An 18,635-nucleotide genomic window follows, 5' to 3' on the forward strand; every position below is an offset into this window, starting at 1 on the left:
GGTTTACTGTGGTCAAATATGCACTCATCGGATATGGGAAGGTTGCACAATTGCATGCAAGGGCATTGCAAGAAGCCAAGGATTGCATACTGGTTGCCGTATATGGCAGGGATTTTGAAAAAGCCAAGCTGTTTGCAGAAAAATGGGGCATCCAAGCCTTTGCCAGCATTTCCCAAATGGTTGATGAAGCAAAAATTGATGCAGTCATCATCACGACACCCCACCCTCTGCATAAAATACATGCGCTTTTGGCCTTGCAGGCCGGAGCCCACGTGCTTGTAGAAAAACCTATGGCCCTAACCGTCGCGGATTGCCAGGAAATGATCACCGTCGCAAAGCAGTACAATCGAGAACTCGGGGTTATCAGCCAACGGCGCTGGTATCCAGCCTGTCAGAGGATACATAAGGCAATCGAAGAAGGAAAACTCGGCATACCGATGCTAGGACAGGTAACCATGTTGGGATGGAGAGACCAGAGCTACTATGAGAGCGACCCCTGGCGGGGGAAATGGGAAACCGAGGGCGGTGGAGTTCTCATCAACCAAGCCCCCCATCAACTTGACTTACTCCACTGGTACCTGGGACCGGTCAAAGAAGTATTCTCGTACTGGGATAATATCAACCATCCCTATATTGAGGTAGAGGATACGGCTGTCGCTACCGTGCGCTTTGCAAGCGGGGCCATGGCTAGCATCCTTGTCTCCAATTCCCAGAAACCAGGAATCTATGCAAAAGTGCATATCCATGGATCCAGTGCCTATTCTGCAGGGGTACAGACTGATGGAGGCGCTATGTTCATAGCAGGAAGGAGCGGGGTGCTGGAACCGCCTTTCAATGACCTGTGGACTATCGAGGGCGAACAGCAGAATCTTGAACCCTGGAAACAAGCAGATACCGAGTTCTTCAAGACAATCGATGCCACCTGGTATTTCTTCAAACTTCAGCAGGAGGATTTCGCCAATGCAATCCTCAGCGGAAAAACGTGCAGCTCTCCCGGTGAAGAGGGAATGGAAACAGTTAAACTCATAGAGGGCATGTATCTTTCAGGGAAATCAAAACAACCGGTTAGATATTAATAAACAGCATCGCCTACCTGGTAGGGAAAGTGATGCTGTTCAGCTTTCATCAAGTACACCTATCTGATCAAATCACCAAGTTGTTCGCCCATTGAGCAGATATCAAGCCCTTTGGTGAATTGCAGGCAAGTCCCCGAAGGATATCTCACCTTCTCTACCCACCGTGGAGGAATCTGGGATAGACCGAACTTAGCCCCCAGGATGGCTCCGGCAACAGCTCCGATAGTATCGGCATCACGTGCAAAGTTACCAGCCAAAACCAAACCGCTTCTAAAATCCTGATGGGAAAGAGCAAGACAGGCAAAGGCAGCCGGAATGGCCTCAGCAGTAGTTGCCCAAACGCTGGCACGCAATTGGTCATGCAACGGCATCCAGCAATCCAAGATATTTCCCTGATGTTCCTCAATAATGGCAAAAGCCTGTTTCATATTGTAGTAAAGCCAGCTATCGGTTGGCATCGTCTCCATTGCAGCGGCGAAAATTTCCTCGAAGGAGCCATCAACCATCGCTACGCTCACAGCGGCAGCTACAGCCTGGGCTCCCCAGATACCATCCTCAGAGTGGCTTATGGAAGCATCGACTTCGGCCATCAAGGCCGCTCTTTTCGGATCTCCGGCACATATGATTCCAACAGGTGGGATTCTCATGGCTGTTCCATCACTCATGTGGAACGTGTTGAACTTCCCTGACTGGGGAGGTCTCAACCCCTTTCTGAGATTGTTTGCAGCAGCAAGTTCGCTTGCACCACCCCGCTTATATTCATCTTGTACCACTACATCTTCAAACCACGCCTTTACCACAGCATCTGTGGAAAGGTCGCCCTTACAGCGTATCAAAGTCTTTGCAGTCAACAAGGCAAATTCCGTATCATCAGTACTCCAGGTAGCCCCTGCATTGAAATCGGTAATAAACCCATAGCTTTCCCGGTTCGCCTGCATCCTAGCAGCATCCCCGAAGGAATCGCCGATAGCCAGCCCTATCAAAGACCCCACGGCCCTGTCTTTCACCAACCCCCTATCTGAGGCCAGTTCCTTTCTCGTTATCATATATTCTCCCTCTTATAGTTCTTCCACAGACAAATTACCAAATCCACAACGCCCTGTGCCAAACAAGGCATACCCAACCATCCCATACGCAAAGGAACTATCGTTACAGGAAACTATTGGTTTTCCATCCATTTCAAACGACAACACAGTCCCAACCGCGCGAAAAACAAACGTATAGGCTTTTTCGTAAACCGGGGTGAAGGTTTCGCTTACCAATGCCTTGAACACCCCTTGTTCATGCTTGAAGATGCCTATTTTCCCCTGATGGAACCCTGCATAATACCCTCGTCTCGCCCCTTGAACCCTAACAGAAACCAGATGGGAAGTACCGGTATGGGGGAAAAGGGTACCCTTGACAACCACATCCTCTGCAAAATAATTCCCTGTATAGGATTCACCATGATCGAGAACCATCGCCTCCATCATCATGGTATTGTTTTTATCTTTGACCAAATCCCAGGATCCATGATTATGGCTGAACGGGGTGATGGAGGCAAATTCCTTCTTCTGGCACTGTAAGTCGATTAAATACCTAGGCTTACCGGTGACTGTGAATCGATCAAGGTACAGACAGCCGAAGTCCCGATTCTTTGCAGGGGAATTCGACTCAAAAAGGATTCCGACCTCATCAATCATAGATCCTCTCAGTGCAGGAAGGTCTCCATCGATGACAAAGGAAATATCTTTCCACCCTTCGTCCCAGACAATCTGTGAGCCGAAAGTGATGATTTCCTTTGTTGAGCTGTTCCTGACATACGGTGAAAGCGCGACACTTTCTCCACTGAACTTCTCGAGTCTGATTTTCATTGATACCGTTTGTCCCGGATAGATAGTCGGGGAGAATACAGGCATGTACCGTTCGTCATCAAAATCGGAGCGGCAATAGAAAGGCTTGTAAAAAATCCTGCACGACTGTGGACGAACCATTCGGTCAAACAAAACTTCCAGTGCACCGTCACCACCAACTCCCGCTACTGCATTGTTGCGCAAACTACAGGAAAAGGTATTCGACAGCCGAAAACCATGGGTCGACCCCGGAAGGGAAAAGTCAAAATCCAAACGACCTTCACAACTATCCAGTTCTTTTGGAATAACCTTTCCGTCAAGTCGAAGAGAAAGACTATACAGTTGTTTGACATAGGTAGGGACATCCAGAATATTCAAGTAACCGGAAATCCCGGAAAGGACAATCATGTCATTGACCGGTTTTCGATAATGACCGGGAATGGAGGCAAGGCCACCTGCAACACCTAGGATGGAACCGACATTTCCGGCATTGCAGTCGGTATCCCAGCCTGCCATCGTGGCTATTTCGATTCCCCTGGCAAAGGTCCTGCCATACAGCAAAGCCATGATGCAAACCCCTGCATTGGGAATAATATGACAGACTCCAGGATACCTGTCATAGCCCCAGTTTTCCTGGAGATACTGCAGGCATTCTTTCCAATCAAGAGGATGTTCCCGATGGAACGCACGTACTGCTTCAACTACCTTGGCATAGGTACTTTCCGGGGGGATACAGGAAAGCCCTACAGCAATAAGTTCCTCGACGTTATCGGTTTCAAAAGCCTGGGCAATGCAGGCGGCTATAAAGGAAGCTCCATTGAGCCCATCGCCGTCATGGGAAACACTGGCTGCTGTTTTTGCATAGGAAGCTGCCCTTGGGGGATTGCCAGGGAATACGAAACCCCAGGTATCGATAAAAATCTGGCCGCCAATCTGTTCTGCAAGGATTTTCCCGTTTGTTTCAATGGACCCGGAGGCAGGAGCGGGGATACCATTTTTCAGGTTCAAGTATGCAGTATGTTCGGTGCTGACCCCATAGCCGCCCCACCAGAACATGCCTATGCCCTCACGCGAATAGTTCAGCCAAGCTTCGCTTACATCTTTTGCAGTGAGCGTTCGGTCAATTGCTCCGTCATGTAAGGCACGGAGGAAGAAGACAGGGCCATTTACATCATCGTCTGCTGCAAAGTTCTTGAATTCCTTGACGTACGACTTGATATCGCCATAGAACCGTTCGATCCGTTCACTATTCCATAGCGTCGGTTCAACCGGGGCTCCCAGGCGAATACCGATGTTCATACCCAAAAAGCCTGCATAGATTTTCTCAAGAATGACCGATGTTTCCATAATTCCCCCGTTTTACAAACAAAGAAAGCACACATGCCTTGAGCAAAGGCAAGGCATGTGGCCGAGTACGTTAGTTCAAAACCGTTGCAAGGTATTTGCTGATTTCAGTACCACCTGCCTTGTTCCATTTTACGACGAATTCGTCGAAATCGGAAACAGGGCGTACACCACGGATGATATCAGTGGAATATTCGCGGTACAGCTTATCCATTGCATCTTTGAGGGGAAGCAAATCCTCAGGAAGCAAGACATTGGTATCTGGGGCAAAATACTTTGCAGCCTCATCCAATGACTTGATAGCCGGAGCGGAAAGGACATCGCCTTCAACCTTGGAAAGATCGAGTCCATTCATGGTTGGCCAGAATTTTGCCCACCAGGAAGGGAATTTGTCAGTCAGGACGTACTTGCCGTTCTGGACGGTATAATGGATACCTTCCAGTCCAAGCTTGTCCAATTTGCGGCCGTCAGGCCCTGCCATATACTCCAATACTGCCCAAGCTGCATCTTTGACAGGAGAACCTGAACTCATGGCGAAACCTCGTGATTCCTTGGTTACGTCGATGCTCTGGTATGCCTGGCTTATACCTTTGGCAGGAGGCAGAACTGCAAGGTCCACCCCTTGGGTTTCTTTCATCTTGTTATTATAGACATTGACGACATCCCCGGCAGTTCCTGCAACAAACCCGGCAGTACCTTCATAGAAGGCCTGTTCCATGGTGTCCCAGGTCTTGGTAACATATTCATTGTCCAAAAGCCCATCGGCATACAGTTTGGCATAGAAAGCAAGTTTATTCTTTGCTGCCATCGTTGCATCGGAATACACCCAGGTGCCGTTTTCTTTGACAATGGTAGCAGTAATGCCAAAGGCATGGTTGAAAACCGAATCGAGTTTGAGGATTCCGCCATCGGTGGTAATCGGCCACTGGCAAAGTCCACTTTCTTTCATTTCCTTGAACAGGGCATAGTAGGCATCTACACTTGGATTTTCAAGCAAAGCCTTGCTACTCTTCAAAGAAGCAAACCAGTCAGACCTCATGACAGGAATCTGCACGCGGGCAGGAGCGAGCCACATCAAGTACGGATAGTTTTTCAAAGCTGCTTTCGTCTGGTCGGGCATGATTGCCTTTACATTGGTTGACTTCTCTACATATGGAGTCAAATCCTCAAGCAGTCCATCAAGTGCCAAAGGCTGGTCATTTCCCTGGAAATACACCAGATCGGGTGCAATTTGACCAGTACGGAAAGCAATGGGAACAACCGTCTTGTACGACCCGGTCGGAGCACTGAGAATTTCCAAATCAACATAATTGCCTTCTTTGGCCATTCCCTGCTCGATCAAAGCCTCCAGTTTACCAAGCTGATCAGCATCGGTAATAGGATCAACATCCTTGCACATGTACGTAACCTTAACCGGTGACGAAGCAGTTCCGATACCCTTTGAAGAGCCTGATGCTCCTGCTGCCTGGCTGGGGACTTCCTTCGCGCCCGTAGCAAATACGAACCCTGTACTTAAAAGCAGTACCAGAGCCACCACTACCTTTTTCTTTCCCATAAAAAACCTCCTTGGTTTTTGCATAGCTTATTCTTTGATTCCACCTGCCATTACATCCTTGGCGTAGAATTTCAACACAAACGGATAGATCAAGAGAATCGGAATGATGGCAACGATAATGGTCGCTCCCTTGAGAGCCCCATAGTCGACTCGGGCCATCGTATTGTAGTCAAACACATTCTGTTGTCCGATAATCGACACCGTATCGCCCAGTACGACAAACTGCCTCAAGATTACCTGCAGGACCGTATCGGTCGACTTTTTGGTAAGGTAGATGCTCGCCCGGAAATATTCGTTCCACCTTACTACCGCATAGAACATGGTAATGGTAGCTATCCCGGCTTTGCTTAAAGGATAGAAAATCTTTGCAAGCATCTGCAGGTGGTTCGCCCCGTCAATGACGGCAGCCTCCACAAGCGATTGGGGAACCTTTTCGAAGTAGCGCATCATGATTACCAGGTAATAGACATTCACTGAGGTAACCAGGATTACCGACCATTTGCTACCCATCAATCCAAGTTGCTGCACCACGATGTACTCAGGAACCATTCCCGGGTCGAAAAGCATCATAATGATAAGGAACACCATAATAGGTTTCTTCAAAGTCAGTTTCGGCCTAGTGAGGGCATAGGCTGCGGTTGTGGTAAGGAGAATGTTGACCAAGGTCCCTACCAGGGTAATGACAATCGAATTGATAAGGGATGGAACCAGTATGGGATGACTGAATACAATTTTGTAATTCAGCAAATCAACATCCTTGGGAATAATCGATAGGCCTCCCATAGAAGCTGACAGTTCCGGTGATGACAGTGATTTAGCCAAAATATTCAGCAAAGGCACCAACATTGTCAACGTGATCAGAAACAAGAAGGCAACGAGAACAACCTGGGTAACGGTAATAGGTTTCCTATGCTTCATGACCACACCCCCGTTCCGGTCATGCGCTTCGAAAAGACATGGGTTCCCCAAACAAGGCAAACACCTACCAGCCCTTTGATCAAGCTGACGGCAGTGGCGAGGGAATACTGCCCCCCCTCGATTCCGATACGATAGATATAGGTATCGAGGATATCAATGGTACTTTCGACCGCTTGGTTGGAAAAGTTGAACACTTGGTCAAACCCGGCATTGAGAAAGAAGCCCAGATTCAGGATAAACATGGTAATCATAGGAATAAGCAAAGAAGGAAGTATGATGTGCTTTATGATTATCCATCTCGATGCCCCGTCAATTTCGGCAGCCTCATACAAGGCCGGTGATATGGATATGATTGCAGTAAAATAAATAATAGAATCCCAGCCCATACTTCTCCAAGCTTCACAAAACATCAATATCCATCGGATTTTTAAGCGGTCAGTCATAAAATCAATTTTATCAAGTCCCAATACACCCAGCACTTGATTCAATCCGCCTCCCAAAGAAAGGGCACTGATCCAAACCCCTGCTATGACTACCCAGGACAGGAAGTGGGGAAGATAGGAAATCACCTGGACATACTTACGAAACCTGAAGGAACGAACTTCATTGAGTAGCAAGGCAAAGATAACAAAGGCGGGGAACAGGAGCACATATTTCATAAAACTGATAATCAGGGTATTGGACAGAATCTGCTTGAATCCAGGGCTCCTGAAAATCATCTTGAAGTATTTCAATCCTACAAAGGGCCACGTGCCCCTCGCTTTGAATTGGAAAAAAGCAAGGCGCATGTTCACTATCGGCAACAACCGGAAGAGTACAAAAAAGACCAGCGTAGGGAGCAGGAGAAGATAGAGCATTTTTTCAGCCTTTATTCTCTGCCAATAGGATGTTTTATGTACCAGCAAATTTCGGTCTAACGCTTTTCTTTGTTTTTTCATGCACAAACTCTCTTTGACTGCTAGGGTATGAGCAGTTCCATCAAAGGGGCATGTTGTTGGGCCCCATATACATCCGAGTCACCACAGGTACCGGAGGATACCGAGCGGTGATACGTAATCTTGATCCCCAAGGCGGAATCAAAGAAATAGATACCGCATAGCATCCCTTTTTTCAGGTGATACAATTCATTTATCGTCTGTTCGTTCAAGACCCCGCTCTGCACCACTCTCTGATACGTTTCCTTTTCGGAAAAGAAAATGTCGAGGGTGATCAGGAAAGGACCGCTATTCTTGCTGCGAAGCATCTGGGCCAAATCTACCAACCTGTCCATCAGACTTTTCCTCCTCTTTCCCACCATTGCCAGGGAAACAACTCAGCTGGGTCTGAGACCTCCATCAGATGGTACACGGAGAATTCGTACACTGCCCCAAAGTTGATATCGCTCGGGGCAAAGGGAAAAGCCAGGTTCCCTGCCGTTGCCTTCCTTCCCTCATATCCATAGTGCATAAAGGTCGATCGCACGGAAGCACAAATCGAAGATGCAATATCCTGGGTTTGCGCAAGGACTTCAAATACTACGCATAGTTCATGGCCAGCCATGTTGTTAGGCTCAAGTTCCCCCATTACCCCATTTTTCCCATAATTAAGGAAATTGATCGAATAGGAATCCCGGTCAATATCGTTGTACTGTTCCTGTACGCTTTCTTTGACCAGGCCTTCGACTTCCTCTATCATTGCAATCAATATAGGGTCACGAACCCCGGCAACGACGAAGGACCGATAGGCAACCCTTCTTGCCCCCTCAAGCTTGATACAGTAAGGGTCGGTAGGGAATAAACGGCTATTGCTTACTTGCACCCTGTTTTCCCCGACCTGGGTGAAAACACATTGGGAAAGGTCCATCTCAATTCCAGGACCATGCAAAAGATACGGGTGGTCTTTTTCATAGAAGGTATGGGCTGCAACGCTCAGCGTCGAGCATTTGCGCTTTGGGTCACAGGGGTACACTTCAAAGTCATGCTCATGGAGAACGCCCATCATGCAATCTTTCGTTGTCCCTGGGTTGCAACAAAGGGCCCCACATTCGAGCACCTTTCCCATATGGTAACTTAAGCCCGGGTCAAAACCCGCATGGATTCCCACTGCTGCAAAGGGTGCAGGGTCATAGGCTCTTCCGCATACAATAAGGTCAGCTCCCGATTCAAGGACTTTCATAATAGGTTCTATCCCCATCTGGGCCACAACTCCTGTGGTTTGGCTGAGAATCTGGGCATCCAATGGAAGATAGAGAGCGTCGAGGGGGGTTATTTGATTCTTTGCAAGCTTCTCCAGAATAATCTCATTGGGAATATCGGCCCAGATAAGGGCGGTTTTTGGCTGCAAAGACCTATTTTCATCCAAAATCTCCGCAATAATATCGAGAGTCCACTCGATATGACTCTTTCCTCCGCTTCCCCCGGCAGATCCGATAAGGACAGGAATGTGTAGACTCTGCCCACCTTCAAGGATTCGTTTCAAATCTTTCTTTGCAGCCCTGCGGCTGACTATGGCTGTCTTTGCCCCAAGCTTGTGGGGTCCTGCATCAGTGGAACCTGCATCGACAACGATTGCATCCGGCTTATCAGCCAACCCTGCGGCAAATGAAGTATCGGGAAAGCCGTACCCAAGGATCCCACAGGGTGAGAGAATCTTGAAGCTTTTCAATTTGCTTCCTCCACTTCCTTGGCATGGTGTCGAATCCTGACCATATCCATGTGGTGGGTCATAGCCCTATGGGCGCCTTCTTTGTCCCTGTTTGCAATTGCCTGGACAATTGCCTCATGTTCCTCGGCAATCTGGACAAGACTCCCTTCCTGTTTCTTGTTCTTGGCAGCAAGCTCTTCGATGAGATCATAGTAGGTATCGATGAAATTCATGTAGAAAATATTTCTTGATGCCTGGGCAAGCTTATAATGAAAGTAATGGTCAAGGCTGAACTGCCCGGGAAGGGAACTGCCATCGGCTTTCAATGTCGAGCAGATTTCCTCTATTTCTTCATCTGATGCCCGATCGATGACAATTTCAACCATCTTTGACTCCAAGGAATCCCTGAAATCAAGTAAATCATGGAAGGTTGCATCTTTGAGGGCATCGGAAACGGGTTTTGAGAGTTTTTCAAAAATATCTTGTTGTATATAGGTTCCATCCTTTGTTTTGCGACGGATATAGCCCAAGACCTGAAGCTGTATCATCGCTTCCCGGATTACTCCCCTGCTGACAGAGAACTTTTCAGAGAATGTGACTTCACTGGGTAGTTTTTCCCCCGGTTTCAACTCACCGTCATGAATCAATTGTAAAATCTGGGAGACTACTTTATCAGAAAGCCTTTCACTTCTCAGTGGTGTATATTTCAAGGAATTCTCCTTTTTGTCTATTTGTAGGACAAATAGAGAATATCATTAAACAACCCCGGGCACAATCTTTTTTTCATAAAGTTGCATCCGGGGTTTTCGTAAGAAGTGCGTGCTAATTTAGCTTTCGATTACCTTCTGCAGGAAATCCAAAGTCAATTCCCTGGTGTCAGAAAGCACGGCATCTGCCTCTGGCAACCCTTGCTCGGTTCCAATTCCTACAGCCTTCATGCCTGCCTTCTTGATAGCGGTAATCCCTGCCTTTGCATCCTCAACACCGATACAGTTCGTATACCAGACACCTATCTGTTCAGCTGCAGCGAGGAAAATATCGGGTTCTGGCTTTGATACCTGAACCTTACGGACATCGGCAACTGCATCGAATAAATCAAGAATCCCCAGTTTCAGACAGACAATCTCTGCATTCTTGCTTGCAGAGGCCAAGGCAGTCTTGATTGAGTTCTTTTTTAAATCGACAAGCAGTTCCCTCATACCAGGATAGACATCATCGGGAGTCAGCGTATCAAGCGAAGCTACGTAGGCCTTGTTCTTTTGCTTGAGTACTTGCTTTTTTTTGTCATCTGGCCACGAAACCTTGTTATGCTCAAGGATAATCTCGAGGGAAGCCTCACGACTCACTCCAAGCAGCCTCTGGTTCACCTCTTCATCAAAGTGCAAGCCATTTTCGTCAGAAACAGCTTTCCAGGCAAGGAAATGAAGCTTGGCAGTATCTACAATAACACCATCGAGATCAAAAAGAACTCCCTGCAGGGAAGGAGACAGGGAATAACACCGGCTCTCACCTTCTTCAAGGATACAATGCAAATTCCGGTGCACCAAGGAAAGAGAAGTCCCTTCGACAAGGCTGTAACAAACCTCTTCCCTCGAAAAATGAACTTTCAACACAGCAGGGCCAAGCCTCAGGCAGAAAGTAACACTCTTCCACGAATCGGGAATATGTGGGTTGAAACTGAATTCACCCTTCCAGTCCCTGAAACCGGCAAACCCATAGACAAGGGCCATCCAGCTTCCAGCCATCGACGCTGTATGAATGCCATCGACAGAATTTCCATGGATATCGTCAATATCCATGCGCACCGTTTTCTTGAAATAGGCCCACGCTTTGAGAGGCTGGAACGATTCACTCGCCATAATGCTCTGAATGCAGTGGGAAAGCGAAGAGTCACCGGTGGTATACGGCTCATAAAAGGCAAAGTTCCGGATTATCTCCGCCTTGGTAAACAAACCGGAAAGCAGAAACTGAGCCAGAACAAGGTCAGGTTGTTTGAGAACCCGGTGCCGGTAGATGACCAGCGGATGATAATGGAGCAATAGAGGATAGTTCTCCTTCGGGGTATCGGCAAAAGGCCAATCGGCTCGATCCAGGAAAGAGTCATCCTGTGCATATATTCCCTTTTCACTGTCAAAGGGAATATACATCCCCTGGGCAGCCTCTTTCCAATTTTGCAGTTCATCGCTTCCAAGCTCAAGGGGAAGTTTCTTTCCCGAATCAAGGTATTGTTCCACCAGCCTGATAGAAAACAGGAGATTTTCCCGAGCCATCAGATTCGTATAGGCATTGTTGTTCACACAGGCACTATATTCATCCGGGCCTGTTACTTCATTGATGCAGAAGCTATTGCCCTTTGACAGAATAAAACTACCCAGGCTGACCCACATCCTTGCCGATTCAATAGCCATCTCAATAATCCAGGAAGGAATTTGCCTTTTGGTGGCCTGCAGATATTTCTGTGTGGCATAGAGAATATCGGCATCGATATGATACTGGGCTGTGCCAGCAGGATAATAGGCGCTGCACTCATTTCCGCTGATAGTTCTCCAGGGAAACAGTGCCCCCTTGAGGTTCATGGTAGCTGCCCTCTGACGGGACTGTGGCAAAATGGAATAGCGATATCGTAACAGCTGTTCCGCCAAGTCCGGTTTGAGATACGTAAAGACAGGCAGGGCATAGGATTCAGTATCCCAGAAATAATGGCCTTCATACCCTTCCCCAGTCAGACCCTTCGCAGCCATGCTGGTTGCACCGTCTTTCCCGCAGGATTGTAGCAAATGGAACAAGTTGAACTGCAAGGCCTGTTCTGATAGATCATCGCCCTCGATCCTTATGCGCGCCAAGGCCCAGAAAGAATCGAGATACGATTTCTGTTCCTCGGCAATGGTGAGAAAACCCTTGAGAGAGAATTTGTGGGCTAAAAAACGTTCATCGTCACCTACCGTACAGTAGGCAATGTATTTGGTAAGGGTTACTGATTCCCCTTCCTTGAGCAAAAAAGAATAGCCCAAGGCAAGCTCGGGAGGGGAAGGGACAATCTGCAGGGGGTTCTTCGAATAGGTATGAAACGCGGCACCCCGTAGGGAAAGTTTTGTATTACGGGTCCTTGCAATAAAGGAAAGCTGGTTTTCCTCAATATGCGTTTCAAGGATTTCCAGAGGGTTTGATGAAAATTTCGACCCAACCCTGGGGTCCTCGTCGGCAGATCTGTTGTGCGCAGTAACATCAATAAAACTCTTGAGATAAAGGGGAGTATGGTCTTTCTTTGCCGTAACCGTATATTCAATGACCGCACAGTTCTTCTCTATAAAAGAAACAAGGCGTCGCGAAGTTACTACCACCGAAAAACCGTCCTCACTCGTCCAATCGACAACACGTGTCAGGATACCGGTATGGAAATCAAGATTGCGGGAGAAAGCATTGACAGTTCCCTTTTTCAGGGAAAAAGGCCTCTCCCCTACCATTAGCTCAATACGCTTGGGATCGGGCAGGTTGAGAATAGTCTCATGGTTCTTGGCATACCCATAGGCTGTTTCGCCATAGGTTATCGGTTCGCTGTCATAGAACCCATTTATATAGGTTCCCTTATGATAGGTACCCTCCTTCTCCTCGAAGTCCCCTCGAAATCCCAAATACCCATTTGCTGTGGTATACAGGGTTTCATTTCGCGCCACTAGCCGCTCATCATACATCTCAGAACCGAATTGCATCGTATCCATATATCATCCTTTGGACTGAACCTGCCAGCAAGTTTTGTATAAAGTACCGGTAAAAGAACCCGTTGTGGGGCAAATGCCTACCGGTACCTGCCTCTGTCACGAAGAAAGGCCATTGCCTACCACCCTTCGGCCTCGCCCCATGCAATAACTTGACGGTATATACCTTACTCATCTGTCCGCTTTGTCTCAAGAACACCAAGGCGAAAGGCAAATTAACATGCTATCCTCCTCATTTTGCAAGCATCACTAAGTGATGTGAACCAACTTACAGAATCTCAGTGGAATTCCTTTGGTGCAAGGTCAATTCGATCGTGTTCTTTTTAGGGGGTTTTCCCGGTTCCTTAATCCTCCAAAGAATCGTTTCCGCTGCAAGCACCCCCGATTCCTCCAAGCTTTGGTTGACAGTAGTCAAATTTACGAATTCAGCCATTTCAATATCATCAAACCCTACGACACCCAGTTCGTCGGGAACCGTAATCCCTAGCTGTACGGCACATTTAAGAATCCTTATCGCAAGTGTATCACTGGAGGCAAAAAGACAATCGGGACGATTTGGGCGGTCGAGAATCTTCATGATCCCGGCATTGGAAGCCTTAGCTACATTATCGCCGGTCCAAACATGCTCCATTTTCAAGGAAATCCCTTTTGAGGCAAAGTAGGAAGCATACCCTCCAAGACGTTCCTCGGTCGAATGGGCTGCATAGGGACGACGGGAGGCCTCCCCGACAAAACCAGGGATCCTATAACCATTGGCAAAGAGAAACTCTGCAACCAAAGAGCCCCCCTCAATGTTTTTAATGACTACGCTGTCAAAACCTTGGACATCGGTCTCCACAAAACAGACAGGAAGGCCAGAATTCTTCAGCTTCGTTACCATTGCATCCGACAAGGAAAGGCAAAGGAGGATAAGGCCGTCGACCCGCTTGCTTCCGATAAGCATATCGATATACCCCTGCAAATCCTCAATACTCTGTACGGCATAGATGACCAGCTCGTAATGCTGTCCGGTTAAAACAGAGGCTATTCCTTTGAGCCTTTCCATGAATGACGTTTCGGTAAAGAAGGGGGCAACTACCCCGATTTTCTTGAATTGTTGCCTTGCAAAGGCAACGGCATCGGCCTTTGGGACGAACTGCAAGATTTCGATCGCCGAAAGGATCCGTGCCTTCTTATCTGGTGCAACCATTGAAGGTTGATTCAGTACCCGTGATACGGTCGCAGGGCTTACCTGAGCTAGTTTCGCTACATCATAGATGGTAGGTTGCTTGGATTGCATTGGCACTCCTGAATTATGAAACCGGTTTCATAATACATCATCCTGCCCACATGTCAATGCAAAGAGGCTCAATAAGCATTTCCAGGCTCAGCAGGTTATATTCTCCTGACTGGAAAAAAACATATATATTTTGAAGCAATTGTATAAAAATTGAGATTTTTTGCATATTTTATTGATATTTTTTCAATATACATAAAAACATGCACCTTCAAGCATATTATTTTGCACTCTTAAAAAGAGCGTGTTATACTAACAAAACACAAAAAGGAGAATTTTGTATGAGGAAATCGTTTGGTTTATTGTGCCTGTTCGTTTTGCTCGGTTCACTTGCATTTGCAGGAGGTGCTTCCGAAGTAAAAGCTACCAATGACTCAGGTCTTAGTGGCAAAGTAATGATCTATACCTCGATGTACGATGACGTAATCGAAGCAATTGACAACACCCTTGAAGAGGTGTTCCCTACCGTTGACATTGAGTTTTTCTATGGTGGAACCGGTACCCTCCAGGCAAAGATTGCCGCTGAGATTTCCGCAGGGAAACTCGGTTGCGACATGCTCATGGTTGCTGACCCCTCGTATGCCCTTGAACTCAAGGGACAGGGAGTTTTGGAGCCTATCATGGTGAAGGACACGGGAAAACTCGCTTTTGAATATGACAAGGAAGGCTATTGGTATCCAGTGAGAATCAGCAACATGGTTCTGGCATACAATGCTGGAAAATACAACAAGGCCGACCTTCCCAATTCCTTCTATGATTTTGCCAATGACAAATCCGTAGCAGGTATGATTTCCATGTCAAATCCGCTTACCAGCGGAACAGCACTCGATACCATCAGTGCGTTGAAAGACAAATATGGCTATGAGTATTACACCGCACTCGGCAACCAGAAAGTGAAGATAGAGAGTGGTTCCGTTGCCCTGACCAAACTGGAAACCGGCGAATGCAAGGAAATCATGATCCTTGAGGAATCTGTACTGCAGAAGCGCGAGCTCGACAATTCCAAAATTACGGTCATCTATCCGACAGACGGTACCATTGTAGTTCCCTCCCCGATCATGTCTATCAATGACAAGTGGAGTGCCAACAAGAACATTGAGGCCGCAAAGGCCATTACTGAGTGGTTCCTTTCCGAGGAAGGGCAGAAAAACATCGTAAAGGCATGGATGCATTCGGTTCGCTCCGATTACCCGGAACCTCCCTACGATGCAATTCCCACTGCAGAGATCAGAAAGAACACCATCCCTGTCGACTGGGCGAATACGGTTGCATTGCGTGAAGAAATGCGTACGAAATTCCAGGAAGCTATCGCTGCAAAGAAATAGCATTTAATTGACATACGTATACGTACACGGGGGCCTGCATAGAATGCATGCTCCCGTGTCCAATAAAGGAGTGCAAATCGATGCGTTCTTCTGCAAATAAGGTTTCCAATCTCATGGAACATCAAAAATGGTTCCTTGACCCCAAATGGATAATCATAGGTCTCATCGTATCTTTTCTCTTGATATTCCAGGTCTTTCCCCTTCTCTATCTGGTTTTCAGGGCTTTCTTTTCAACCGGAAAATTCTCGCTTGAGGCCTTCAAGCGTGTATATACCTACCCTTTAAACTGGGAAGCCCTTACCAACACCTTGATAACGGCATCCCTTTCCATGGTATTCGGGGTTTTGATAGCCTTTCCCCTTGCCTGGCTGGTCGGCAGGACAAACCTCTATGGAAAGAAATTTTTCAGAACCCTTTTTGTCGCAACCTACATGGTTCCCCCCTATGTCGGTGCTATGGCTTGGATGCGGCTTCTCAACCCAAACGTAGGGACACTGAATGTATTTCTCCAGAAGATTTTCAACTTGTCCTCTGCCCCTTTCGACATCTACACCATCGGGGGACTGGTCTGGGTTCTTACCGGGTTCTACTACCCCTACGCCTTCATCACCATAAGCAGGGCAATGGAAAAAATGGACCCTTCGCTTGAAGAAGCCTCTCGGATTTCAGGAGCGAACCCCCTGACTACACTGAGGACCATTACCCTTCCCATGATGCTCCCTTCAATCGTAGCGGCAGCCTTGCTTGTCTTCGTTGCGGCAGCCTCTTCCTATGGGATTCCCTCTATTATCGGGCTACCGGGCCAGATCCATACGGTAACGACTAGGATAATCGACTTCGTATATATAGGAAGCCAGGAAGGCCTTACCGACGCTACCACATTGGCAGTCTTTTTGATGGTGATAGCCAACATTGTGTTGTATATCTCTACGTTTACCATTGGCAAGAAACAATACATCACGGTTTCGGGTAAATCGACAAGACCCAACATAGTCGATCTTGGCAAATGGAGGATACCGATTACCGCTGTGGTTGTCATATTTGCCCTCATCGTGGTTATCATCCCCTTTATTTCCGTGGCACTCTCAAGTATCACCGTCAATCTGGGGGAGCCGCTTTCAAAGGCAAACATGACCTTCCGGTACTGGGAGAGGATTGTCACCCGCAAATCCATCCTTAGCTCTGCAAGGAACAGTCTTGTCTCTGCTGTACTGGCTGCGACGTTCGGCATGATTATCTCGGGTATGATGGCCTATCTTCTTGTCAGGACAAAAGTAAAAGGAAGAAAGATTCCTGACTTCATGATCACGGTAGGAAGCGGAACCCCGAGCGTAGTCATTGCCCTTTCGCTTATCATGACCATGTCGGGAAAGTTCAAGATCAACATCTACAATACGCTCACCATCATGGTAATCGCCTATATGATCAAATACATGATGATGGGTATGCGGACGGTAGTGAGTGCACTTACCCAGATAAGCCCTTCACTTGAGGAAGCGTCACAGATTTCGGGGGCTTCTTGGCTGAAAAGCCTGAAAAACGTTACGCTTCCACTCATCGCCCCGGCTCTGGTTGCAGGCTGGTTCCTTATCTTCATGCCCTGCTTCTATGAATTGACTATGTCAACCTTGCTCTACTCTGCCAATACGAAAACCCTTGGCTATGAACTGTTTACCTACCAGACGTACCACAACCAGCAGACTGCCTCGGCTTTGGCAACCGCAATCCTTGTTGTCGTATTCTTTATCAACTGGTTGCTGAACAAGTTGACCGATGGTGAATTCTCAATTTAAAAGAGGTGAAAGTATGTCCAGAATTGTTATAAAAGATGTAAAGAAAGCGTTTGACGACGTGGTGGTCCTCAATGATTTCAATGCCGTTTTCGAGGATGGGGAATTCATTACCCTCCTCGGCCCCTCCGGTTGCGGAAAAACCACTATGCTCAGGATGATAGCGGGTTTCGAGAAACCCACCAAAGGGGAGATATATATCGGGGAAACGGAGGTAAGTTCCTCCAAAACGTTTGTCCCACCGGAAAAACGTGATATAGGTATGGTATTCCAGTCCTATGCCGTCTGGCCCCATATGACGGTATTCGACAATGTCGCCTATCCCTTGAAAATGAAGAAAATGGACCGTGCATCCATCAAGGAAGACGTAGAAAGCGTATTGGAAATCGTACACCTTTCCCAGTATAGCGAGCGTGTTCCCAGTCAGCTTTCGGGCGGACAGCAACAACGTGTCGCCCTTGCAAGGGCACTGGTGGCAAAACCACAGCTTCTATTGCTCGACGAGCCGCTTTCAAACCTTGATGCAAAGCTGAGGGACAGCATGCGTTTCGAAATCAAGGAAATTCAGAAGAAACTAAAGATTACCGTAGTATATGTCACCCATGACCAGATGGAGGCCATGACTATGAGCGACCGGGTCATCGTCATAAACCATGGCGATATCCAACAAATAGGGGCTCCCCCGGAGATTTACCGGTACCCAGCAAACCAGTTTGTCGCTGATTTCGTGGGAAAAATAAATTTCATCAGAGCAAAGAGTGAAAATGGCCAGGTAACCTTCAAGGATTCAAAGCAATCCCTGGACTATAGCGGACCTGTAACAGGGGATGTCGTGGTGGGTATAAGACCGGAAAACCTCAGGTTTATCAGCCGCAATGGTGATTTCCTGGGTACTATCGTCAGTAAATTCTACTTAGGTGATGTCAATGACTGCCGGGTGGATATCGGAGGAGAACAGCTACGGGTCATTGCCGAGCCAAAATCATTCGATACCTATAACGAAGGGGACAAGATACAACTCAGGGTAGATGAGTTCTCGGTCTTCCCCGATAGCGGAGACAAAGACCTGACCAAAATTTTGACATAACCAATGCCAACATAGCCCTAGGCTTTCATACTTCGCTGGAAGCCTAGGCTATTTTTACAAAAAACAGTGGCGAAAAACTAACTGTTCTTGCTAT

The 18,635-nt window shown here is 47.4% G+C and carries 14 protein-coding genes; 4 read left to right on the forward strand and 10 right to left on the reverse strand.

What is annotated here, in order from left to right:
• Positions 1-8: 8 nt before the first annotated feature.
• Entirely contained in the window at positions 9-1,076 is a 1,068-nt protein-coding gene (locus tag SPIGRAPES_RS07165; RefSeq protein ID WP_014270102.1) for a Gfo/Idh/MocA family protein, read from the forward strand.
• Positions 1,077-1,135: 59 nt separating this feature from the next.
• Here the strand turns inward: SPIGRAPES_RS07165 and SPIGRAPES_RS07170 are convergent, their stop codons facing one another.
• The 10 genes from SPIGRAPES_RS07170 to SPIGRAPES_RS07215 all read right to left on the reverse strand — a co-directional run bounded on the left by SPIGRAPES_RS07170 (position 1,136) and on the right by SPIGRAPES_RS07215 (position 14,342).
• Positions 1,136-2,122 (reverse strand): ADP-ribosylglycohydrolase family protein, encoded by a 987-nt coding sequence (locus SPIGRAPES_RS07170; protein ID WP_014270103.1) that lies wholly within the window; start codon positions 2,120-2,122, stop codon positions 1,136-1,138.
• A 12-nt stretch (positions 2,123-2,134) separates the two neighbouring features.
• Positions 2,135-4,255 carry an ADP-ribosylglycohydrolase family protein gene (locus tag SPIGRAPES_RS07175; RefSeq protein ID WP_014270104.1) on the reverse strand — a complete coding sequence of 707 codons (2,121 nt, stop codon included), beginning with the start codon at positions 4,253-4,255 and terminating at the stop codon, positions 2,135-2,137.
• A 70-nt stretch (positions 4,256-4,325) separates the two neighbouring features.
• The gene (locus SPIGRAPES_RS07180; protein WP_014270105.1) at positions 4,326-5,807 is read right to left on the reverse strand and encodes an extracellular solute-binding protein; all 1,482 of its coding nucleotides are present in this window, start codon (positions 5,805-5,807) and stop codon (positions 4,326-4,328) included.
• 27 nt (positions 5,808-5,834) lie between these two features.
• On the reverse strand, positions 5,835-6,725 hold the full coding sequence (locus SPIGRAPES_RS07185) for a carbohydrate ABC transporter permease (RefSeq protein WP_014270106.1): 891 nt from the start codon (positions 6,723-6,725) through the stop codon (positions 5,835-5,837).
• Positions 6,722-7,663, reverse strand: coding sequence for an ABC transporter permease (locus tag SPIGRAPES_RS07190; protein ID WP_014270107.1), 942 nt, complete (start codon positions 7,661-7,663; stop codon positions 6,722-6,724). Before SPIGRAPES_RS07190 ends, SPIGRAPES_RS07185 begins: the two co-directional genes overlap by 4 nt.
• 20 nt (positions 7,664-7,683) lie before the next feature.
• On the reverse strand, positions 7,684-7,995 hold the full coding sequence (locus SPIGRAPES_RS07195; protein ID WP_014270108.1) for a DUF4387 domain-containing protein: 312 nt from the start codon (positions 7,993-7,995) through the stop codon (positions 7,684-7,686).
• Positions 7,995-9,368, reverse strand: a complete 1,374-nt coding sequence (locus SPIGRAPES_RS07200) for an acyclic terpene utilization AtuA family protein (protein ID WP_014270109.1) — start codon at positions 9,366-9,368, stop codon at positions 7,995-7,997. The genes SPIGRAPES_RS07195 and SPIGRAPES_RS07200 overlap by 1 nt, the downstream gene beginning before the upstream one ends.
• Positions 9,365-10,057 (reverse strand): FadR/GntR family transcriptional regulator, encoded by a 693-nt coding sequence (locus SPIGRAPES_RS07205; protein ID WP_014270110.1) that lies wholly within the window; start codon positions 10,055-10,057, stop codon positions 9,365-9,367. Before SPIGRAPES_RS07205 ends, SPIGRAPES_RS07200 begins: the two co-directional genes overlap by 4 nt.
• 117 nt (positions 10,058-10,174) lie before the next feature.
• A complete protein-coding gene (gene pgmB, locus SPIGRAPES_RS07210; protein ID WP_014270111.1) occupies positions 10,175-13,066 on the reverse strand; it encodes a beta-phosphoglucomutase in 2,892 nt (963 codons plus the stop codon).
• Positions 13,067-13,331: 265 nt separating this feature from the next.
• Positions 13,332-14,342, reverse strand: coding sequence for a LacI family DNA-binding transcriptional regulator (locus tag SPIGRAPES_RS07215; RefSeq protein ID WP_014270112.1), 1,011 nt, complete (start codon positions 14,340-14,342; stop codon positions 13,332-13,334).
• 278 nt (positions 14,343-14,620) lie between these two features.
• Between SPIGRAPES_RS07215 and SPIGRAPES_RS07220 the strand changes: the two genes are divergently transcribed.
• The 3 genes from SPIGRAPES_RS07220 to SPIGRAPES_RS07230 all read left to right on the forward strand — a co-directional run bounded on the left by SPIGRAPES_RS07220 (position 14,621) and on the right by SPIGRAPES_RS07230 (position 18,541).
• Positions 14,621-15,664 carry an ABC transporter substrate-binding protein gene (locus SPIGRAPES_RS07220; protein WP_014270113.1) on the forward strand — a complete coding sequence of 348 codons (1,044 nt, stop codon included), beginning with the start codon at positions 14,621-14,623 and terminating at the stop codon, positions 15,662-15,664.
• 80 nt (positions 15,665-15,744) lie between these two features.
• Positions 15,745-17,457, forward strand: a complete 1,713-nt coding sequence (locus tag SPIGRAPES_RS07225) for an ABC transporter permease (RefSeq protein ID WP_014270114.1) — start codon at positions 15,745-15,747, stop codon at positions 17,455-17,457.
• Between the two features lie 13 nt (positions 17,458-17,470).
• Positions 17,471-18,541: an ABC transporter ATP-binding protein gene (locus tag SPIGRAPES_RS07230; RefSeq protein WP_014270115.1), complete on the forward strand. Its 1,071-nt coding sequence runs from the start codon at positions 17,471-17,473 to the stop codon at positions 18,539-18,541.
• Positions 18,542-18,635: the final 94 nt, after the last annotated feature.

The organism is Sphaerochaeta pleomorpha str. Grapes, from assembly GCF_000236685.1.
In the GTDB taxonomy this organism is placed as follows: domain Bacteria; phylum Spirochaetota; class Spirochaetia; order Sphaerochaetales; family Sphaerochaetaceae; genus Sphaerochaeta; species Sphaerochaeta pleomorpha.

Excerpts from the sequence above, each read along its gene's own strand:
- SPIGRAPES_RS07220 (WP_014270113.1), top strand. The coding sequence starts at position 14,621 with ATGAGGAAATCGTTTGGTTTATTGTGCCTGTTCGTTTTGCTCGGTTCA.
- SPIGRAPES_RS07215 (WP_014270112.1), bottom strand. The coding sequence starts at position 14,342 with ATGCAATCCAAGCAACCTACCATCTATGATGTAGCGAAACTAGCTCAG.
- SPIGRAPES_RS07180 (WP_014270105.1), bottom strand. The coding sequence starts at position 5,807 with ATGGGAAAGAAAAAGGTAGTGGTGGCTCTGGTACTGCTTTTAAGTACA.
- SPIGRAPES_RS07175 (WP_014270104.1), bottom strand. The coding sequence starts at position 4,255 with ATGGAAACATCGGTCATTCTTGAGAAAATCTATGCAGGCTTTTTGGGT.
- pgmB (WP_014270111.1), bottom strand. The coding sequence starts at position 13,066 with ATGGATACGATGCAATTCGGTTCTGAGATGTATGATGAGCGGCTAGTG.
- SPIGRAPES_RS07170 (WP_014270103.1), bottom strand. The coding sequence starts at position 2,122 with ATGATAACGAGAAAGGAACTGGCCTCAGATAGGGGGTTGGTGAAAGAC.
- SPIGRAPES_RS07185 (WP_014270106.1), bottom strand. The coding sequence starts at position 6,725 with ATGAAGCATAGGAAACCTATTACCGTTACCCAGGTTGTTCTCGTTGCC.
- SPIGRAPES_RS07195 (WP_014270108.1), bottom strand. The coding sequence starts at position 7,995 with ATGGACAGGTTGGTAGATTTGGCCCAGATGCTTCGCAGCAAGAATAGC.
- SPIGRAPES_RS07190 (WP_014270107.1), bottom strand. The coding sequence starts at position 7,663 with ATGAAAAAACAAAGAAAAGCGTTAGACCGAAATTTGCTGGTACATAAA.
- SPIGRAPES_RS07225 (WP_014270114.1), top strand. The coding sequence starts at position 15,745 with ATGCGTTCTTCTGCAAATAAGGTTTCCAATCTCATGGAACATCAAAAA.
- SPIGRAPES_RS07230 (WP_014270115.1), top strand. The coding sequence starts at position 17,471 with ATGTCCAGAATTGTTATAAAAGATGTAAAGAAAGCGTTTGACGACGTG.